Origin of the sequence: Bifidobacterium colobi, assembly GCF_018555455.1 — a bacterium.
GTDB lineage: Bacteria > Actinomycetota > Actinomycetes > Actinomycetales > Bifidobacteriaceae > Bifidobacterium > Bifidobacterium colobi.
Genome location: NZ_JAFEJU010000002.1, coordinates 68,437 through 85,643 on the forward strand (window position 1 = coordinate 68,437; position 17,207 = coordinate 85,643).

General features: G+C 57.8%; 15 protein-coding genes. 14 read left to right on the top strand and 1 reads right to left on the bottom strand.

Annotation, left to right across the window (positions count from 1 at the left end):
- The first annotated feature begins 118 nt into the window (after positions 1-118).
- From JS530_RS02725 to JS530_RS02735, 3 genes are all read left to right on the top strand, one after another.
- Positions 119-1,027: a DUF362 domain-containing protein gene (locus JS530_RS02725; RefSeq protein WP_214375695.1), complete on the top strand. Its 909-nt coding sequence runs from the start codon at positions 119-121 to the stop codon at positions 1,025-1,027.
- Positions 1,028-1,053: 26 nt separating this feature from the next.
- Positions 1,054-1,635, top strand: a complete 582-nt coding sequence (locus JS530_RS02730; protein WP_214375696.1) for an ECF transporter S component — start codon at positions 1,054-1,056, stop codon at positions 1,633-1,635.
- 92 nt (positions 1,636-1,727) lie between these two features.
- Positions 1,728-2,156: a DUF1893 domain-containing protein gene (locus tag JS530_RS02735; RefSeq protein ID WP_214375697.1), complete on the top strand. Its 429-nt coding sequence runs from the start codon at positions 1,728-1,730 to the stop codon at positions 2,154-2,156.
- A gap of 181 nt (positions 2,157-2,337) precedes the next feature.
- Here the strand turns inward: JS530_RS02735 and JS530_RS02740 are convergent, their stop codons facing one another.
- Positions 2,338-3,510 (bottom strand): ATP-binding protein, encoded by a 1,173-nt coding sequence (locus JS530_RS02740; RefSeq protein ID WP_214375698.1) that lies wholly within the window; start codon positions 3,508-3,510, stop codon positions 2,338-2,340.
- A gap of 327 nt (positions 3,511-3,837) precedes the next feature.
- Between JS530_RS02740 and JS530_RS02745 the strand changes: the two genes are divergently transcribed.
- From JS530_RS02745 to JS530_RS02795, 11 genes are all read left to right on the top strand, one after another.
- Positions 3,838-4,866 carry a LacI family DNA-binding transcriptional regulator gene (locus tag JS530_RS02745; RefSeq protein ID WP_214375699.1) on the top strand — a complete coding sequence of 343 codons (1,029 nt, stop codon included), beginning with the start codon at positions 3,838-3,840 and terminating at the stop codon, positions 4,864-4,866.
- A 292-nt stretch (positions 4,867-5,158) separates the two neighbouring features.
- Entirely contained in the window at positions 5,159-6,154 is a 996-nt protein-coding gene (locus JS530_RS02750; protein WP_240541058.1) for a carbohydrate ABC transporter permease, read from the top strand.
- A gap of 15 nt (positions 6,155-6,169) precedes the next feature.
- The gene (locus JS530_RS02755; RefSeq protein WP_214375700.1) at positions 6,170-6,970 is read left to right on the top strand and encodes a carbohydrate ABC transporter permease; all 801 of its coding nucleotides are present in this window, start codon (positions 6,170-6,172) and stop codon (positions 6,968-6,970) included.
- Positions 6,971-6,980: 10 nt separating this feature from the next.
- Positions 6,981-9,035 (top strand): glycoside hydrolase family 43 protein, encoded by a 2,055-nt coding sequence (locus JS530_RS02760; RefSeq protein ID WP_214375701.1) that lies wholly within the window; start codon positions 6,981-6,983, stop codon positions 9,033-9,035.
- 147 nt (positions 9,036-9,182) lie between these two features.
- Positions 9,183-10,508 (top strand): ABC transporter substrate-binding protein, encoded by a 1,326-nt coding sequence (locus tag JS530_RS02765; RefSeq protein WP_214375702.1) that lies wholly within the window; start codon positions 9,183-9,185, stop codon positions 10,506-10,508.
- A gap of 404 nt (positions 10,509-10,912) precedes the next feature.
- Complete coding sequence (gene rplS, locus JS530_RS02770; protein ID WP_033891529.1) at positions 10,913-11,278, top strand: 50S ribosomal protein L19; 366 nt, start codon at positions 10,913-10,915, stop codon at positions 11,276-11,278.
- A gap of 182 nt (positions 11,279-11,460) precedes the next feature.
- Positions 11,461-12,357 carry a signal peptidase I gene (gene lepB, locus JS530_RS02775; protein WP_214375703.1) on the top strand — a complete coding sequence of 299 codons (897 nt, stop codon included), beginning with the start codon at positions 11,461-11,463 and terminating at the stop codon, positions 12,355-12,357.
- 97 nt (positions 12,358-12,454) lie between these two features.
- Entirely contained in the window at positions 12,455-13,153 is a 699-nt protein-coding gene (locus tag JS530_RS02780; RefSeq protein ID WP_214375704.1) for a ribonuclease HII, read from the top strand.
- 178 nt (positions 13,154-13,331) lie between these two features.
- Entirely contained in the window at positions 13,332-14,447 is a 1,116-nt protein-coding gene (locus tag JS530_RS02785; RefSeq protein ID WP_214375705.1) for a LacI family DNA-binding transcriptional regulator, read from the top strand.
- 271 nt (positions 14,448-14,718) lie between these two features.
- Positions 14,719-16,365 (top strand): xylulokinase, encoded by a 1,647-nt coding sequence (locus tag JS530_RS02790; RefSeq protein WP_214375706.1) that lies wholly within the window; start codon positions 14,719-14,721, stop codon positions 16,363-16,365.
- Positions 16,366-16,406: 41 nt separating this feature from the next.
- Positions 16,407-17,099 carry an L-ribulose-5-phosphate 4-epimerase gene (locus tag JS530_RS02795; RefSeq protein WP_033891525.1) on the top strand — a complete coding sequence of 231 codons (693 nt, stop codon included), beginning with the start codon at positions 16,407-16,409 and terminating at the stop codon, positions 17,097-17,099.
- Positions 17,100-17,207 lie beyond the last annotated feature (108 nt).

Consider the following 17,207-nt stretch of genomic DNA (forward strand, 5'->3'; position numbering starts at 1 on the left):
AGCCCGGCAGTGCCATGCTGCCGGGCTTTTTGCATCAGTGCCTTCCCATCGGTCAAACTTCACATTCCAGCGGTATCGTAGAGAATGAACGGTTCCATACCCTGCAAGGAGGCGGCACATGGTGGAAACGCATAATCACGACACCGACTATCCAATGGCGGCCAACGTCTATTTCACAAGAGACATCAGCCCGGCTGGCCTCATGCGCGTCTATGAGGCGCTGGGCGCGCGCCCGCAGGGCAAAGTCGCAGTCAAGCTCAGCTCCGGCGAAGGCGGCAACACGCATTATCTGCAGCCAGCGCTTATTAAAGACCTCGTGCAGCATCTGGGCGGCACCATCGTGGAATGCAACACCGCATACCCCGGCACGCGCGATGTTTCTGAGCATCATTGGCAAACCATCAAAGACCACGGTTTCCTCGACATCGCACCCTGCGACATCCAAGATGAAGAAGGCGAAATCACCATTCCGGTCGAAGGCGGCAAGCGCATCACCGGCGACATCGTCGGCTCGCACTTCCCGAACTACGATTACTACGCCGTGCTCTCCCACTTCAAAGGCCATATGATGGGCGGCTTCGGCGGCGCGCTGAAAAACATCTCCATCGGCATGGCGTCATCCAACGGCAAGAAACGCCTGCACTCCGGTCAAGACGAGATCTTGCCCAACCCGTTCAGCGGCGACCAGGACTCCTTCCTCGAGGCCATGGCCGAAGCCGCAACCGCCGTGTTCAACGCGCTGAAAGGCAATATGCTCTTCATCAACGTGATGAACAACCTGTCCGTGGACTGCGATTGCGACGGCAACCCGCACCCGCCCGTCATGGCCGACATCGGCATCTGCGCCTCGCTCGACCCGGTGGCCGTGGATCAGGCCTGCGTGGACATGGTCTACGTTTCGCACGACAACAAGGAACCATTGATCGAACGCATCGAATCCCGCCACGGCATCCACACCATCGAACATGCCGTGGAAATGGGCTTGGGCTCACGTGACTACCATCTCGTCGACCTCGATCAACGGTAAGAAGGGCAAGAAGAAGGAGCTTTATCATGCAAACCAATACCGCAGCACGTACATACGCACTGCCATCCATCACATTCCAATCCGCAGCCGCCGCGCTCGCCGTCATCGCCGCAGTGGCATTGCCGCAGGTCTTCCATAGTGCCGGTGCCGCGCTCGGCCTGGGAACTGCCCTCGGCCAGACACTGCTGCCGATGCATCTGCCGGTGCTGTTGGTCGGTCTCTTGGCTGGTCCTTATGCCGGTGTGGCAACTGGTGCTTTTGCGCCGATCATCAGTTTTGCTTTAACCGGCATGCCGATGGCTCCAATGGTGCCGTTCATGGTCATTGAGCTTGCGGCGTACGGTTTGTTCGCAGGTCTGCTGCGCGGGGTGGCTTTGCCGCAGTTCATTCCTTCACCATTTGCTTGGTTGATTAAGTTGCTGGGTGCACAGGTCGCCGGTCGTATGGTTGATGCCATTGCGATCGCCGTGGCCGTCTACCTGCTGGGCAACGCTCAGATGTCCGTCGCCTCGGTTGCCGCTGCAGTCGTGACTGGTCTGCCGGGGTTGATTCTGCAATGGATTGCGATTCCGGTGATTATGTTTGCTGTGGATCGTAAGCGCGACTGAGTGTCCGTAAACATCTGTGTATTCCTCATCGATTGCCGCCTGCTCCTTGACGGCAGCAGTCGATGAGGAATTCTTGATAAGAAGGGGGAATCGTGTCCGATATTGAGCAGGCTCGAGCGTTGCTGCAATCTGACCCGGCACTCGGATGCGTGGCCTGCCGCAGTGATGCTGAGACCCTGACCGGCACTGGCAGGGGAGTGCGTCCACTGCTGCAATGGCTTGCTGCCGGGCAGCGCTTGTCTGGCTACTCTGCCGCCGACCGCGTGGTCGGCAAAGGTGCCGCATTGCTCTACGCCAAACTCGGCGCCAAAGCCGTATATGCCGAAACTATGAGCGAAGCAGGGCTGACAACTTTGCAAAACAATGGTATTGAAGCCTCGTACGGCACCCTGGTGCCGATGATTCTCAATCGCGCCGGCACCGGTATGTGTCCAATCGAGCAGTCAGTGGCTGATATTGACGACCCAGCTGCCGCCGAGCCAGCCATTCGCGCGGCCGTAGCCAGGCTGATGCAAGGTTAACCTTGCAGCGAATCATTCTCATTAAGAACCGTGTGTGGATTTGAGCGGCAAATCGCGCGGCAGAACATAAAAAATGGCGGATCGCAATGATTCCGCCATTGTGCGTTTGAGTGTTTATGTGCGATTCCCGCGCACAGTTCGAGCGCCACCGCCAAACTGTGCGCGAAACTGGTATCGCTGGTTATCGTTGTTCTACGAGTCTATTGATGTCGTTGATGCCGATGACTTGGCCGTGGCGGGTGTCGAAGGTCTCGTTGCCTCCGTAGACGACGTACCGGTGATCCGGGTCGAGTCCCATTGCTGGGGCGAGGTCTTCGAGGTTTTCGAATGCCTTCGGCCTGTAGGTGGTGGATGACTTTACTTCGATGGCGTACTGCGGGCGTCCGCCCTTTTCGATGATGAAATCGATTTCCTTCTGGTTGCTGTCCCTCCAGTAGAACAGTTTCGGCTCGCGGCCGATTGCCTGGTATTGCTTGATGATTTCAACGGCGATGGCGTTCTCATACAAGTTACCTCGATATTGACTGGTCAACAGTTGGTTGGAGGAGTCCATGCCCAGCAGGTTTGCGGCGAGTCCGGTGTCGTAGAAGTAGAGTTTCGGCGCTTTGATGAGTCGTTTCCCGTAGTTTTTGTGGTAGGGGTGCAGTCGGAAGATGATGAAGCTTGTCTCCAGAACGGATAGCCAGTCCCGGGCGGTGTCGATGCTGATGTCACAATCGTTGGCGAGACTGGTGATGTTGAGGACTTCGCCGACGCGGGTGGCGCACAGTGTGAGGAACGTGTTGAACTCGGGGATTTTCCTGACTCCAAGTTCAGTACGTATATCACGGTCTATATAGGTCTCCACGTAGCTGGGGAAGAAGTCGGCCGGGTTGATCCCCATCGTCAGGGGACGGGGATAGCAGCCGTTGAACAGGAAGTCGTCGATGGTGTCCGGGATTTGCCCGGCGGAGGTGATTTCCGCGTAGGACAAGGGGAGCAGATGGAGCACCGCGACGCGTCCGGCCAGTGATTGGGAGATGCGTTGCATGAGCAAGAAATTCTGCGACCCGGAAAGAATGTATTGGCCGGGCTCGTTGTGCTGATCAATTACACCTTGAAGATAGGAGAATAATCCGGGGACGCGTTGCACTTCGTCCAGGATTACGCGGTTGTTGTATCTGGAAAGGAAGGCCCTTGGATCATCCAGCGCAAGCTCTCGTATATCCTCGTTCTCGAGTGAGACGTAACGATAATCCGGGAACGCCTCTTTCACGAGCGTGGATTTGCCGCTTTGGCGTGGCCCGGTCAATGTAATCGCGGGAAAAAGCTTTGACAAAGCAAGCAGTTTGGCGGTAAGCGCGCGGGGAATCATGTACTGCTCCTATCCGATTGCATACTCAACGGCATCGGGCCATAGAAGGTGCGAACATCCTCGATGCATATCTAGTCGTCAATTCGCATAAGTTCTAATCGTTGATTTACATAAATTATACCCGGTGATTTGCATAATCCATAGTTGTTGATTTGCATGAATCGAATAATCGCCACGTGTGACGATTTTTAGGGTTGTTTGAGCGCTTATGTGCGATTTGCGCGCATAGTTCAGATGTGATGGCCGAATCGTGCGCGGATATGGTGCCATAGGCTATGCTGGAACCGCATCTGAAATTTTCAGAAAATCAGGTAGAAGGGTAGTTCGATGGCCACAGGCTCACGCAAGGCAACGCTTCATGACGTGGCGAAGTGTGCGCATGTTTCGGTGGCGTCGGTTTCGAATTATCTCAATGATTACCCGTATATGCGGCCATCCACGCGAGAGCGTATTCAGAAGGCCATAGATGAGTTGGGGTATGTGACCAACCAGCAGGCGCGAAATCTGCGCTCTGGCCGCACCGGACTGATTTCGCTCTCATTGCCTGATTTGAATCAGATTTATTTCGCCGAACTTGCCGAGGAAACCATCAAGCAGGCCCGCGAATATGGGTATCGGGTGATTATTGAGTCCACGGGTAACGATCGGCAGCGCGAAATCGACAGTGCGCGTGCAATGGCCAGCAATATGACCGATGGTCTGATTCTGAGCCCCACCCAGTTGCGTACGGAGGATATTCCCGAGTTGGAAGGTGATTATCCGCTGGTGATGCTGGGCGAGCGCCTGTTTGGCGCGCCGGCACCGCATGTGGTGATGGCCAATGAGACTGCTGCGCAGGCGGCAACCGAGCATTTGCTAAAGGCTGGGTGCCGTACGATTGCGGTGGTTGGTGGAACCTTGGATGATTCCGTGCCGTCTTCTCGTTCGATGCGTACCAAGGGTTATGTGAATGCGTTGGTTGACCGCGGCCAATCGGTGCGCAGTGAACTGATTCGCGAAACCGGCGAATGGACCAGTGCCGAAGGGGCTCAAGCTGTACGGAACATGTATGCGCAGGGCATTCGCCCGGATGGCATTTTTGCGTTGAACGATCTGTTGGCTATGGGTGTGATCAGCCAACTGAGGGAGATGCGCGTGCGTATTCCGGAAAGCGTGCGTGTGGTGGGTTTCGATGATATCGACGAGGCGAAATACACCATTCCATCGCTGACGACGGTCGATCCAGGGCGTGCGACCATTGCCAAATTGGCGATTGAGTCGATTCTCAGCCAGCTCAAGAACGGGGCGCGCGCTCCGAGGAGCCGTATTGATGTGGCGTTCCAGCTGAAATATCGCGCGTCTTCGCCGCAGGTGTGACTGCTCATCGGTCATCGGTAATGCACAGGGTACAGTGCTGAATGGGCGAAGCTTTTCGCGGCGTGTTGCCAGTGGTTTCAATGGGTTTATTGATGAAGCGACGTGCGAATTGACAATCTTCTGAAACGTTATAGAATTGTTACCAACAAAGAAATCTGAAACGTTCTAGAAAAGCGGCGCGCAGCTGCGCCGGCTCTATGCGTTGAGACTTAGCCGCGATGGTGTCGCGGTGTTTTTTCGCACGTTTTCTGAAACGTTTCACAAAGTTGTGAGAGAACCGAGGGAGGTTGTCATGACGGCAAGTGCAGCAAGCGTTTCCGCGCAGACGGAAACGGTCGCAAGCCACAGGGGAGAGGCGGTGAGCACATCGAAACAAACGCGACGTCGTACTGTGAAGGCCGGCGAATCCATGAACTCGTGGCAAAGCAAACTGCGCCCATACCTGTTCATCGCGCCGCTCGTCATATTGTCCGGCGTGTTCATCTACTACTGCATCGGATTCACTGTGGCCACCTCGTTTACGGACTGGGATGGCATCTCCGATGAGATGGACTTCATCGGCCTGAAGAACTATGCGAAGCTGCTTGCTCCCGGCTCGGTATTCTGGACGGCTCTGAAGAACAACATCATCTTCATGGTGGTCACTGTGGTCATCCAAGCCGGTCTAGGACTCATCCTTGCAGTGATTCTGAAAGAGCGCATGCGCGGCTCGAATCTCTTCAAAGCCATCTTCTTCATGCCCATCGCCATGGCTCCGGTGATCATCGCCGCCATCTTCCGCATCATCATGGATCCGAATGTTGGCGCCATCAACGAGGCCTTCCGCTTCCTGCATCTGGATTTCCTCGCGCAAAGTTGGCTGGGTGACCCGAAAATCGCTCTGTATTCGATTTGCGCCATCAACATCTTCGAATGGATGGGCTTCTCGATGATTATCTACTACGCCGGCCTCATGTCCATCTCCGAGGACATCTATGAGGCTGCGAAAATCGATGGCTGCGGATTCTGGAACACCCTCTTCCGCATCATTATTCCGAACCTGTCCGGCACCACCAACACTTTGATATTGCTCGGCATTGTCGGCTCGCTGAAAACCTTCGATATCGTCATCCAGACCACTGGCGGCGGCCCCGGCCGCTCCACCGAATTCCTGAACACCTACCTCTACAAGGCCGGCGTGCAGCAGTTCAACGGTGGCCTGTCCGCAGCCATCGGCGTCATGGTGCTCATCATCGCCGTGGTGCTCTCCATCATCCAAGTCATCGTCAACAACAAGGCCAACAAGTAAGGAAAGGACGGTACCATGAAGCGCAAACTCAGCACCACGATCATCATGTACGTGGTCCTCTTCTTCTTCCTGGCCATCTGGCTGTTCCCCATCGTCACGGCTATTACCAAGTCCCTGCAGGTCGGTGGCTTCGCCAGCTATCATTCGGTGATCACCAATCCGGATGTGCATTACTTCCGCGTGGTGTTCAACTCACTGTTCATCGCACTCGTTACAGCCGTCGTTGTGGTGTTCATCACCTCGCTCGCGGGCTTCGCCTTCTCGAAGATGAAGTTCGTGGGACAGAACGTCATCTATGTGCTGATGCTCGCCTGCATGGCGGTGCCGATCGCCTCCGTGACCATGCCGCTGTTCTTCACGATTAAGACCTTCGGCCTGACCAACACCTACCTCGGTATGATCATTCCGCTCGTGGCTTTCAATGCTTTGCAGATGCTGCTGCTGTGGCGTAACTACTTCGATGGCATCCCCAATGAGATCATCGAGGCGGCACGCGTGGATGGTTGCTCCACCTGGCGCATTTATCTGCGCATCCTCATGCCGATCTCCACCCCGATGATTGCCACCACTGGCGTGCTCACATTCGTCTACTCCTGGAACGAGTACCTGATTCCGTTGCTGCTCATTCGCGATGAATCCAAGTACACGGTCACGCTGGCCTCCACCTACTTCATGGAGACGCGTAGCCAGACCCCGGAGATGGTGGCGCAGGAATACGCGGCTCTGATCTTGATGACCATTCCATCCATCATCGTCTATCTGATTAGCCAGAAGTGGCTGCAGTCCGGCATCACCGCCGGTGTCGTCAAGAGCTGAGGTGAGTGAGATGTCTGCAACAATCGCCCCGCTGACCGGCAGCACGTATGTGAACCCGGTTGCATATGCGGATGGCAAAGCCCACACCGCTCCGGATCCGTTCGTCATCCGCTACCGCAGTCTGTACTACTGCTACGCCACCGACGAGCACGGCATCCTGGTCTCCACTTCGCCCGACCTCGTTCGCTGGACCTCACACGGATACTGCTACACCGAAGCCGGACGTAAGAACTTCTGGGCGCCATCCGTGATTCTCATCAATGGCATATTCCATATGTACTTCTCGAACATGCCGGAGCATGAGGCGGATACCCACAACGAAATCATGCGTGTGGCCACCAGTGCCAACCCGCTCGGACCATTCGAGAAGCGTGCGGAGCTGTTCAACACCTTCGCCATCGACTCCCAGGTGGTATGGGGTGATGACGGCAATCTGTACCTGCTTTACGCAGACAACCAAGTCACCGGCCTGTCCGAAGACCGCCCAGGCACCTCGGTGATGATTGACCGGCTGGCTACGCCGTTCGTTCGCGAAGGTAACCCGCGCCCGCTGATCGTGCCCACCATGGACGAGGAGATCTTCGCCCGCAACCGCTTCGGCGACGGCCGCGATTGGCACACCGTGGAAGGTGCCACCTACTTCACCTACCGCGACCGCGCGTTCATCACCTACTCGGCCAACGCCTACGAGCATGAGGATTACTTCGTGGGATATTCCGCCGCTCCGTTGCCCGACGACCCGGCAGCAGCGCATATCGACGAGATGGATTGGAGCAAGCAGCTCAACGGCACCAGCTTCGACCCGCTGCTGATTCGCAGTCCGCAGGTGGAAGGCACCGGCCATAATTCCATCGTCAAAGCGCCCAACGCCATTGATGATTGGATCGTCTACCATGGTCGCAACGCCGACGACGAACTGTACGTGGGCACCGAACAGCGCGTGATGCGCATCGATCCGCTCTATTACGCGGAAAACGGACTGGATACGCCCGGTCCCACCGCGGATGAGCAGGATGGCCCGCTGCGCGGCACCGTTCAGGATGACTTCGCGCAAGGTCTGGGACAGCAGTGGGCTGTGATCTCCGGTGCCGCACATGCCGCGATCGGCGACAACGCCGATGGGGAAGGCTCCACCGCCTTGGTTGCCGACGAAGCCGGTACGTTCGTCGCTGTGGCAGGCGAGTCGTCTGCCACCCAGGTGGTGGATGTATGGGCCAAAGCGCCGGTCAATCCGCTGGGTGCCCGGTTCGGCATCGTGGTGCGCTACGTGGATGATCGCAACCTCACGAAAGTCGAAATCGACGCTGGACGCAACCTGATTGCTGTTGTCGATGTGATCGGTGGTGTGGTCTCCGAACGTGCGGTCCGCACTCGGTTCGAAGGCTTCGATTTCACGGCCTGGCATGAGTACCGCGTCGAACGACGCTATTGCCGACTGGGCGTGACCATCGACGGTCGTTGCTTCGAATCCTGCACCATCAGCGATCAGCCCGGACGCGCCGGCCTGTTCGCGGTACGGACCGCTGCGGAGTTCAGTGCGTACGTGGCCACCGAACATGTGAACCTCTGGGGTGCCCGTCTGCGTGACTTCGGCCGTGAGATCACCACAGATAGCCTGCTGACCATCAGCGATGGCATACGTCCGCGTGGCGTCAAGCCAGCCGACATCACACTCCGCGCCCCGCTGAACGGCAATCGTTTCGTTCTGGACTTCGCATCGCATACGGATAATGGCCGGACCCTCGTGGCCGTGGGCGATTATCGCCTGTCCATTACCGCTGCTGGCGCGAATCTCATGCACGATGGCGTGGCGCTGAACGCCGCTGCACAGCCGGTGCGTTTGCGCGAACTGAATCATCAGATTCGTCGCGGCCAACTCGGCCGAGCAATACTCACCGTTCGTATCGAAGCGCTGAATGGTCTGCTGCGCATCCATGTGCGCGGCAAAAGCTGGCAAGTGCCATGCGCCGACGATGATGCGCATGCGTGCATCACTCTTGACCGCACTTCTTTGACCGGATATACGAGGACCGCTCTCGTGGCCGACGGCAGGAAAGGAGCGTAAAGCCATCGATTGAATCATCGCGTCATGGCTGACCGGGCTCCTCCTCGCCTGTGCGTCAGCCGTGATGCAAACCACTACTCCTTCGAACCAATACAACTTCCGCTTTCCACAACGGTGTGAAACAACAAGAGAAATAAGGAGAACATCATGTTCAATATGAAGAAGACAATTGCCGCAGTAGGCGCGCTGGCTATGTCCGCTGGCCTTCTGGCCGGTTGCGGATCCAGCACCGGTGGCTCCGATGAAGGACTGGGCACCGCCGACAATCCGGTGACCCTGACCTTCTGGACCTGGCAGCCCACCGATGCTCAGTGGAAGAGCATCTACGCCGCATTCGAGAAGAAGTATCCGAACATCAAGATCGACTGGTGGCGTACCTCCGAGATGGCTGACTACCAGAAGAAGCTGCAGACCTCGATGGCCGGCGGCGAAGGCCCGGATGTGTTCGGTGTGCAGGCCGGCTCCACGGTGGAGCAGTACGGTCGCTTTGCCGAAGACATGAAGGGTCTGGCCGACAAATACATGCCGGGCTGGGATTCCAAGGTCGCTGAAGGTGCTGTGGAGCAGACCACCAACGCGGACGGCAAGATGGTAGCCATGCCGACTATCACCTCCGGTTCCGAGTACATTCTGTACAACAAGACCTTGCTGGATGAAAACGGCGTCAAGGTGCCGACCACCTACGACGAGCTGGTGGAAGCCAACAAGACCCTGGTCTCCAAGGGACTCATGCCGATGGCCCTCGGCGCCAAGGACGGCTGGCATCTGGACGATATCTTCGTGTGGCTGTCGAACCAGTATGGCGAAGGTGACGTATACAAGGCCGCTGAAGGCAAGGCCAAGTTCACCGATGAAACCTTCGTCAAGACCATGAAGGCTTGGAAGCAGATGATCGATGACGGTCTGTTCCAGGATGGCGCCGTGGGCACCGCCACCTACCCGGATGCTCGCGATAACTACTTCTACGCTCGTAAGACCGCGTTCTTCCCGACCGGCTCCTGGCATGTTTCCGCTGTGCTGCCCAACGATGAGACCAAGGGCACTGCAGTGGAGAAGGATGAGCTGGGCATGATGGAATTCCCGACCGTGGGCGACAAGGCCACTGGCCCGACCACCGGCGTGGACTTCGGTCTGGCTGTGAACAAGGATTCCAAGAAGCAGGAAGCCGCAATGAAGTTCATCGAATTCATGACCACCGGCGAAGGCCAGCAGGAATGGATCAACACCCTGCAGGGTGCTCCGGTCGACAAGGACATGAAGGTCGAAGTGCCGTCTGACGCCACCGAATCCGCCAAGGCCAGCATCGATCTGGTGACCAAGGGCCAGGCCGAGTCCAAGCTCCAGCGCAAGCTCACCTCCCAGGAGCTCAATGATGAGATAGGCGTGCAGATGCAGAACATCTACACTGGCGATGCCACGGTGGAATCGGCCCTGAAGTCCATCCAGCAGGTCAACGAGTCGATTGATCGTTAGCCGACCACACAGCGAATCAATCTCAATAAGAAGCGTGTGCGGAATGCCTGAGGCAAATCGCATATAATGCACTGACATAATGGCGGATCGCAACGATTCCGCCATTATGCGTTTGAGCGATTATGTGCGATTTGCGCGCACGGTTCGAGCGCCGCCACCAAACTGTGCGCGAATAGATGCACGTCCATAAGCTGCCGTAAACTTTGCTTTGCTGTGTCGAGAAGCAGGCCGCCGCATAAGCCGGCTTCTCCCAGGGTCCAGTCGAACCTGACTTTCGGCGGATCGGCAGGCCTCCCAAGGGCAAACCCGCGGGATGATGAAAAGCGATTACGCCCGGCAATGCAACAACGCGGGCAGTGATCCTTGACCTGGGGCTGGTATGCGGCAGCACTGAAGGAACAACAATGGTTAACGCTATTGAGGCTTTTGACGCCAAGCACATGAAGCCGGCTGAGGAAATCCCGGCCTTCCGTCCCGGCGACACCGTCGACGTGAACGTGAAGATCAAGGAAGGCAACAACTCCCGTATCCAGACCTTCACCGGCGTGGTGATCGCTCGTCAGGGTGCTGGCGTTCGTGAGACCTTCGTGGTCCGCAAGATCAGCTTCGGCACTGGTGTGGAGCGTCGTTTCCCGGTTCACTCCCCGTCCATCGAGTCCATCAAGCTCGTGCGTAAGGGCCGTGTGCGCCGCGCCAAGCTGTACTACCTGCGTGCTCTGCGCGGCAAGGCTGCTCGTATCGTCGAGCGCCGCGACAACTCCGCTAAGTGAGTTCGTCGGTAGGTTTGTTACAGCCAGCGACTCTAGAGTCGCGCGAATAAACCGTGAAATTCAGCCCGGAATCGTTGGTGGTTCCGGGCTGAATTCGTATTGGGCAAGTAATATAGAGCGCGCTTGTATGCCGGTTACCGGCAGTGCCAAGCGACAGTCGGTCAAAACCACGGAGGATAGCCATGCAGGATAATCAGGATAACGAGTCGCTCCCGATTTCCGTGATTGCCGAACATGCCGACTCTGCTGCGGTACAAGACGACAGCGAGCTGCCCGCCGCAGCACAGGCTGCCGATGCCGAATCCTCAGTGCGTGATTCGCGCACACTGCAAGTGGCCGATCACGGCATCGACTTATCCCCGGTACCGCCGGCTGTACCATTGCCGTCTGCGGCAACGCAGCAGTCACCCGCCCCGCATACTCCCGCGCGGCATGCCGCAGCAACAACCAAGAACGATGACCGGTTCACACTGCGCGATTTCTTCCTCTGGTGCGGCATGCCCGTACTGATTGTGATATTGGTGCGCGTATTCCTGCTGGGATTCTATGAAATCCCGTCACGCTCCATGATGGACACCATCGTGCCCGGCGACCGAGTAGTGGCGAGCAAGCTCTCACCGAAGTATATTGACCTGCACCGTGGCGATGTGGTGGTGTTCAAAGATCCGAATAATTGGCTCAGCGCCGAACAAAGCAGCGGACTCGGCGGTGGATTTCTCATCAAGCGATTGATTGGTTTGCCGGGCGACACCGTGGAATGCAAAGGCGTTGGCCAGCCGATCACCATCAATGGCGTGGCAATCAATGAATCCTCCTATATTCGCCCCGGCGTGGATCCCAGTGCGTTCCCATTCTCGGTGACCGTCACCGAAGGCCACGTGTTCGTGATGGGTGACAATCGCGCAAATTCCGCCGATTCCCGCTACCATCAAGATGACGGCGATCATGGCTTGGTGCCGATGAGTGACATTGTGGGCACCGGTTTGGTAACATACTGGCCCTTAGATCGCATCGGCACACTCGAGGCCCATCACGAGGTATTCGCCAATGTGCCCGACCGCACCGCATCCGCCTCCTGAATTCCTTTTTCCTCGGCTCCTCTTGTTAGGGGAGCTGTCGGTGAAGCCGACTGAGGGGTAGTGCTCAACGCATTGAGTTGTCTGTTGGAGGGAAGTCATGCCGAAAATCACACCAACGCTTGACCTTGAACATAACCTTGCCGATCAGGGCTTTGATCTGATCGCCGGATTCGATGAGGTTGGCCGTGGCGCGCTCGCCGGTCCGGTCATGGTCGGCTGCGCGGCGATTTGGTCACGTGACCTAAACGCTCTCGAAGTGCCCGCAGGCGTAGCCGATTCCAAAATGCTCACCGAACATCGTCGCGAAGCCATCGTCGATGAACTGTGCGATTGGTGTGCAGCTTGGGCGGTCGGTCAGGCCAGCAATACCGAAATCGATGATTGGGGTATCTCCTATGCGCTCGGCATCGCGGCGTTGCGCGCGCTCGCCGCAGTCGAACGACAGCTTGAGCTGGGTGAGGCCAATGCTCAGCCGTTGCGCGTCGGTGCAATCCTCGATGGGCCGAATGACTACATCACCAAAGCATTAGGTACTTTTGACGCTCCAGAGGTACCGATTCCAGCCACCGTTACCACCAAAGTCAAAGGTGATCAGCATTGCGCCACCGTGGCCAGTGCGGCGGTGATCGCCAAAGTCACCCGAGATCGGCTCATGGTCGACCTCGCGCACAGTAATCCGGCGTATGCGCCATATGAGTGGGAACATAACAAAGGATATGGTTCCGCCGCACATCGCGCCGCCATTGCCGAGCATGGCCCGAGCCCACTGCATCGCATCAGCTGGCATCTGACCTGACAGTGCCGGGAACGGGTGAGCATTGCCGCAATCATGCAGAGGCAGATGGCTTATCCCACGCGACACGGCCAATGTGAGCGTTAACGCAACTGTCTGAAAACGCGCTAAAGTCATTGGTAGTGCAATTCACAACGGTCGTGCAACGGATGCCGACCGCAAGCGGAAAGGTTCAGGTGGTATGGTGAACAGCCGCAAACCAAGCAAGCGCCCGTCCATGTTTGAAGTAGCCAAACTCGCGGGGGTCAGCCACCAAACCGTATCCCGCGTCATCAACAATTCGCCGGACGTTTCCGATGCCACACGAGCCAAAGTGCAGGCGGCAGTCGATCAGCTCGGCTACCGTCCGTCCAATTCCGCGCGCGCACTGGCCTCCCGCCGTTCGCGCACGATCGGCCTTATTGCCGGCGGCATGAAGTTCTTCGGTCCGATTTCCGCCATCGCATCCATTGAATCCATCGCGCGTGAGCATGGCCTGTTCATGAGCGTCATGATGGTGCATGAGGCGCTGTGCACCCAAGCTGAATTCGACAACCTCTGCGATACGTTCATCGAACAGAACGTGGACGCCTTCATTTTCCTGACACCAACGGATGTGATGTTCGCCGCCGCGTGCCGTGCGAAAGTCAACCAGCCACGCGTCATTGTCACCTCCACGCACGGGCAGATGACCGTACGTGAGGGATTGAGTCTGATTTCGGCGGAAAACAAGCGCCGCACCGCGATTGTGGGCATCGACCAGTGGGATGCGATGGCCAAAGTAGTGGGGCTGATGAGCGAATACGGACATAAATCCGCGCTGTATTTCGCGGGGCCCAACGAATGGCGAGACGCGCACACCCGTCTGGATGCATGGCGCAAGCTTTCGGCCATGCATTCCATCGACTCCCAGATTGCGCGCTGCCATACGTGGAATTCGGACGAATCCTACGCGCAGATGAATCATCTGTTGGATGAATACGGTATGAAGGGCCTGCCATTGCCCACCGCAGTGGTATCGGCCAACGATAGCCAGGCGGTTGGCATCATCCGTTCGCTGCATGAGCATAAGCTGCGGATTCCGCAGGACATCAGCGTGGTGGGCTTCGATGACATGCCGGGCATGGATAATCTGTATCCGCCGCTGACCACCGTGCACCCTGATTTCGAGGCGTTGGGTGGCGTGGCGATGCGTGAAACATTGCGTTTGCTGGGGGAAGGCTCCGAACCGGTGTTCCTGACGAATCAGCACGGCGTGGGTCTGATCCCCGCCAAAGTGATGAGTCGCAGCTCGCTGGGGCCGGCTCCGCGTAGGTAGCATGCCGGCAATCGCTTCGCTCTTTGGCTCCCTCTGTCGGGGGGAGCTGGAGGCGAGGCCGACTGAGGGGTGGTTATTGCAAGAAATGAAGTTTGTGTCGTGGCTCTATTGAGCCAATTTGCTTGCTGTTATCGATTCGTTATAAACGAAATAACGCTATAAGTTGTGTCGAACCTCGGTTATAGGTACAATGATTTTCGGAAATTGTGAGCGCTAACACAGAACCCAAAGAAGGGGAGGAAAGCCGGCGCTCCGCAGGGTAAGGATAGATATGGCAGTTATCGACAACGCGGCCGAACAGGTCGCACACATCGCTGAAAAGATTCGCGCGGGCAAGACCACGCTGGGCATTGAATTCGGCTCCACCCGAATCAAGGCCGTTCTGATCGACGACACCTTCCACACCATCGCCTCCGGCGATTACAGCTGGGCCTCCCATCTGGAGGATGGCCTGTGGAGCTACTCCACCGAAGAAATCTGGGGCGGCCTGCAGCACGCTTACGCCTCCATGGCCAACGATGTGGAGACCGCATACGGTGAGAAGCTCACCCACATCGGTCACATCGGCTTCTCCGCCATGATGCACGGCTATCTGGCCTTCGACGAGAACGGTGAGCTGCTGGTCCCGTTCCGCACCTGGCAGAACACCAACACTTCCGAAGCTCACCAGAAGCTTTCCGAGCTGTTCCAGTACAACATTCCTGAGCGCTGGTCCATCGCACACCTCTACCAGGCCGTGCTCAACAAGGAAGAGCACGTCTCCAAGGTCACCTACTTCACCACGCTGGCCGGTTACGTGCACTGGAAGCTCACCGGCAAGAAGGTGCTCGGCGTGGGCGATGCCTCCGGCATGTTCCCGATCGACCCGACCACCCACACCTACGAGACCGAATTCATCGAGAAGTTCGATGCCCTGCCCGAAGTCGCCGCCCAGCCGTGGAAGCTCGAGAACCTGCTGCCGACTCCGCTCGTCGCCGGCACCCCGGCCGGTGAGCTGACCGAGGAAGGCGCCAAGCTGCTCGACCCGTCCGGCACCCTGAAGCCGGGCATCGTGCTCGCACCGCCGGAAGGCGATGCAGGCACCGGCATGGTGGCCACCAACTCCGTGCGCGTGCGCACCGGTAACGTCTCCGCCGGCACCTCCATCTTCGCCATGGTCGTGCTCGAGCACAAGCTCAAGGCCCTGCACCCCGAAGTCGATCTGGTCACCACCCCGGCCGGCGATCTGGCCGGTATGAGCCACGCCAACAACTTCACCTCCGACCTGAATGCATGGGTTGGCCTCTTCGGCGAGTTCGCCAAGGCCATTGGCCAGCCTGTCGACGCCGGCACCCTGTACGGCACCCTGTTCCGTGCGGCCATCGCCGACGACGTGGACGCCAACTGCGGCGGCCTGCTGAACTACCCGTTCCGCTCCGGTGAGTTCCTCGCCGGTCTGCCCGAAGGCCGTCCGCTGTTCGCCCGCAGCCCTGAGGCTCACATGACCCTCGGCAACTTCATGCGCGCACAGCTCTTCTCCGCATTCTCCCCGGTCAAGATCGGCATGGATGTCATGACCAAGCAGGAGCACGTGCAGATCGACTCCCTCGTGGGCCACGGTGGCATCTTCACCACCCCGAAGGTCGCCCAGAAGATTCTGGCCGCAGCCTTCAACACCCCGATCAAGGTCATGTCCACCGCAGCCGAAGGCGGCGCATGGGGCATGGCAGTGCTCGCCAACTACCTGTGGAACACCAACGAAGACCACTCCAACCTGGCCGACTACCTTGACGGCTGCGTCTTCAAGGACGCACAGTCCGTCACCGAGACCCCTGTGGCCTCCGACGTGATCGGCTTCGAGGACTTCTTCGAGCGTTTCTCCAAGGGACTGCCGATCGAGCACACCGCCATCGAGACCATCGATCTCGAAGACAAGTAAGTTTTAGCAAGCTTCCAACTAAGTGGAAAGGAAAACCAACAATGGCAACTTTGGCTGATTACGGCCCCGAGGTTCGCGCCGAGGTCAAGCAGGTCCGTGAGGTCGTCTCCAACCTGCACCAGCAGCTGATCAAGTGGAACCTGGTCGTCTGGACCGCAGGCAACGTCTCCCAGCGTCTGCACACCGCCGACCTGTTCGTCATCAAGCCCTCCGGCGTTCGCTATGAGAACCTGACCCCGAACTCCATGGTCGTCGTTGATCTTGACGGCAACGTTGTAGACGGCACCGAAGCCCCGTCCTCCGACACCGCTTCCCACGCCTACATCTACCGCAACATGCCTGACGTCTACGGTGTCGTGCACACCCACTCCACCTACGCCACCGCATGGGCCGCCACCGGCCAGAACATTCCTTGCGGCCTGACCATGATGGGCGACGAATTCGGCGGCCCGGTTCCGGTCGGTCCGTTCCGTCTCATCGGTTCCGAAGCCATCGGCAAGGGCGTTGTCGAGACCCTCAAGAAGTACCCGAAGTCCCCGGCCGTCCTCATGCAGAACCACGGCCCCTTCACCATCGGCAAGGATGCAGAAGGCGCCGTCAAGGCCGCTGCCATGACCGAGGAAGTCGCTCACACCATGTGGGCCGCCAAGCAGCTCGGCGACATCATCGAGATCGACCAGGCCGATATCGATAAGCTTAACGACCGCTATCAGAACGTCTACGGTCAGCACTGATTTGATGGAGCGTCCTCGTCGTTGTGGAAGGCTCGAAGTACCTTCGTACTCCTTCGCCTTCCACGCCTAGAGGCCGCACACATCAAATAGCTATTGATTCTCTTTCCT

What these genes read in the sequence shown, in the direction of transcription:
- JS530_RS02790 (WP_214375706.1), top strand. Translation starts at nt 14,719, where the DNA reads ATGGCAGTTATCGACAACGCGGCCGAACAGGTCGCACACATCGCTGAA.
- JS530_RS02780 (WP_214375704.1), top strand. Translation starts at nt 12,455, where the DNA reads ATGCCGAAAATCACACCAACGCTTGACCTTGAACATAACCTTGCCGAT.
- lepB (WP_214375703.1), top strand. Translation starts at nt 11,461, where the DNA reads ATGCAGGATAATCAGGATAACGAGTCGCTCCCGATTTCCGTGATTGCC.
- JS530_RS02730 (WP_214375696.1), top strand. Translation starts at nt 1,054, where the DNA reads ATGCAAACCAATACCGCAGCACGTACATACGCACTGCCATCCATCACA.
- JS530_RS02745 (WP_214375699.1), top strand. Translation starts at nt 3,838, where the DNA reads ATGGCCACAGGCTCACGCAAGGCAACGCTTCATGACGTGGCGAAGTGT.
- JS530_RS02785 (WP_214375705.1), top strand. Translation starts at nt 13,332, where the DNA reads ATGGTGAACAGCCGCAAACCAAGCAAGCGCCCGTCCATGTTTGAAGTA.
- JS530_RS02760 (WP_214375701.1), top strand. Translation starts at nt 6,981, where the DNA reads ATGTCTGCAACAATCGCCCCGCTGACCGGCAGCACGTATGTGAACCCG.
- JS530_RS02725 (WP_214375695.1), top strand. Translation starts at nt 119, where the DNA reads ATGGTGGAAACGCATAATCACGACACCGACTATCCAATGGCGGCCAAC.
- JS530_RS02740 (WP_214375698.1), bottom strand. Translation starts at nt 3,510, where the DNA reads ATGATTCCCCGCGCGCTTACCGCCAAACTGCTTGCTTTGTCAAAGCTT.
- JS530_RS02765 (WP_214375702.1), top strand. Translation starts at nt 9,183, where the DNA reads ATGTTCAATATGAAGAAGACAATTGCCGCAGTAGGCGCGCTGGCTATG.
- JS530_RS02795 (WP_033891525.1), top strand. Translation starts at nt 16,407, where the DNA reads ATGGCAACTTTGGCTGATTACGGCCCCGAGGTTCGCGCCGAGGTCAAG.
- rplS (WP_033891529.1), top strand. Translation starts at nt 10,913, where the DNA reads ATGGTTAACGCTATTGAGGCTTTTGACGCCAAGCACATGAAGCCGGCT.
- JS530_RS02750 (WP_240541058.1), top strand. Translation starts at nt 5,159, where the DNA reads ATGACGGCAAGTGCAGCAAGCGTTTCCGCGCAGACGGAAACGGTCGCA.
- JS530_RS02755 (WP_214375700.1), top strand. Translation starts at nt 6,170, where the DNA reads ATGAAGCGCAAACTCAGCACCACGATCATCATGTACGTGGTCCTCTTC.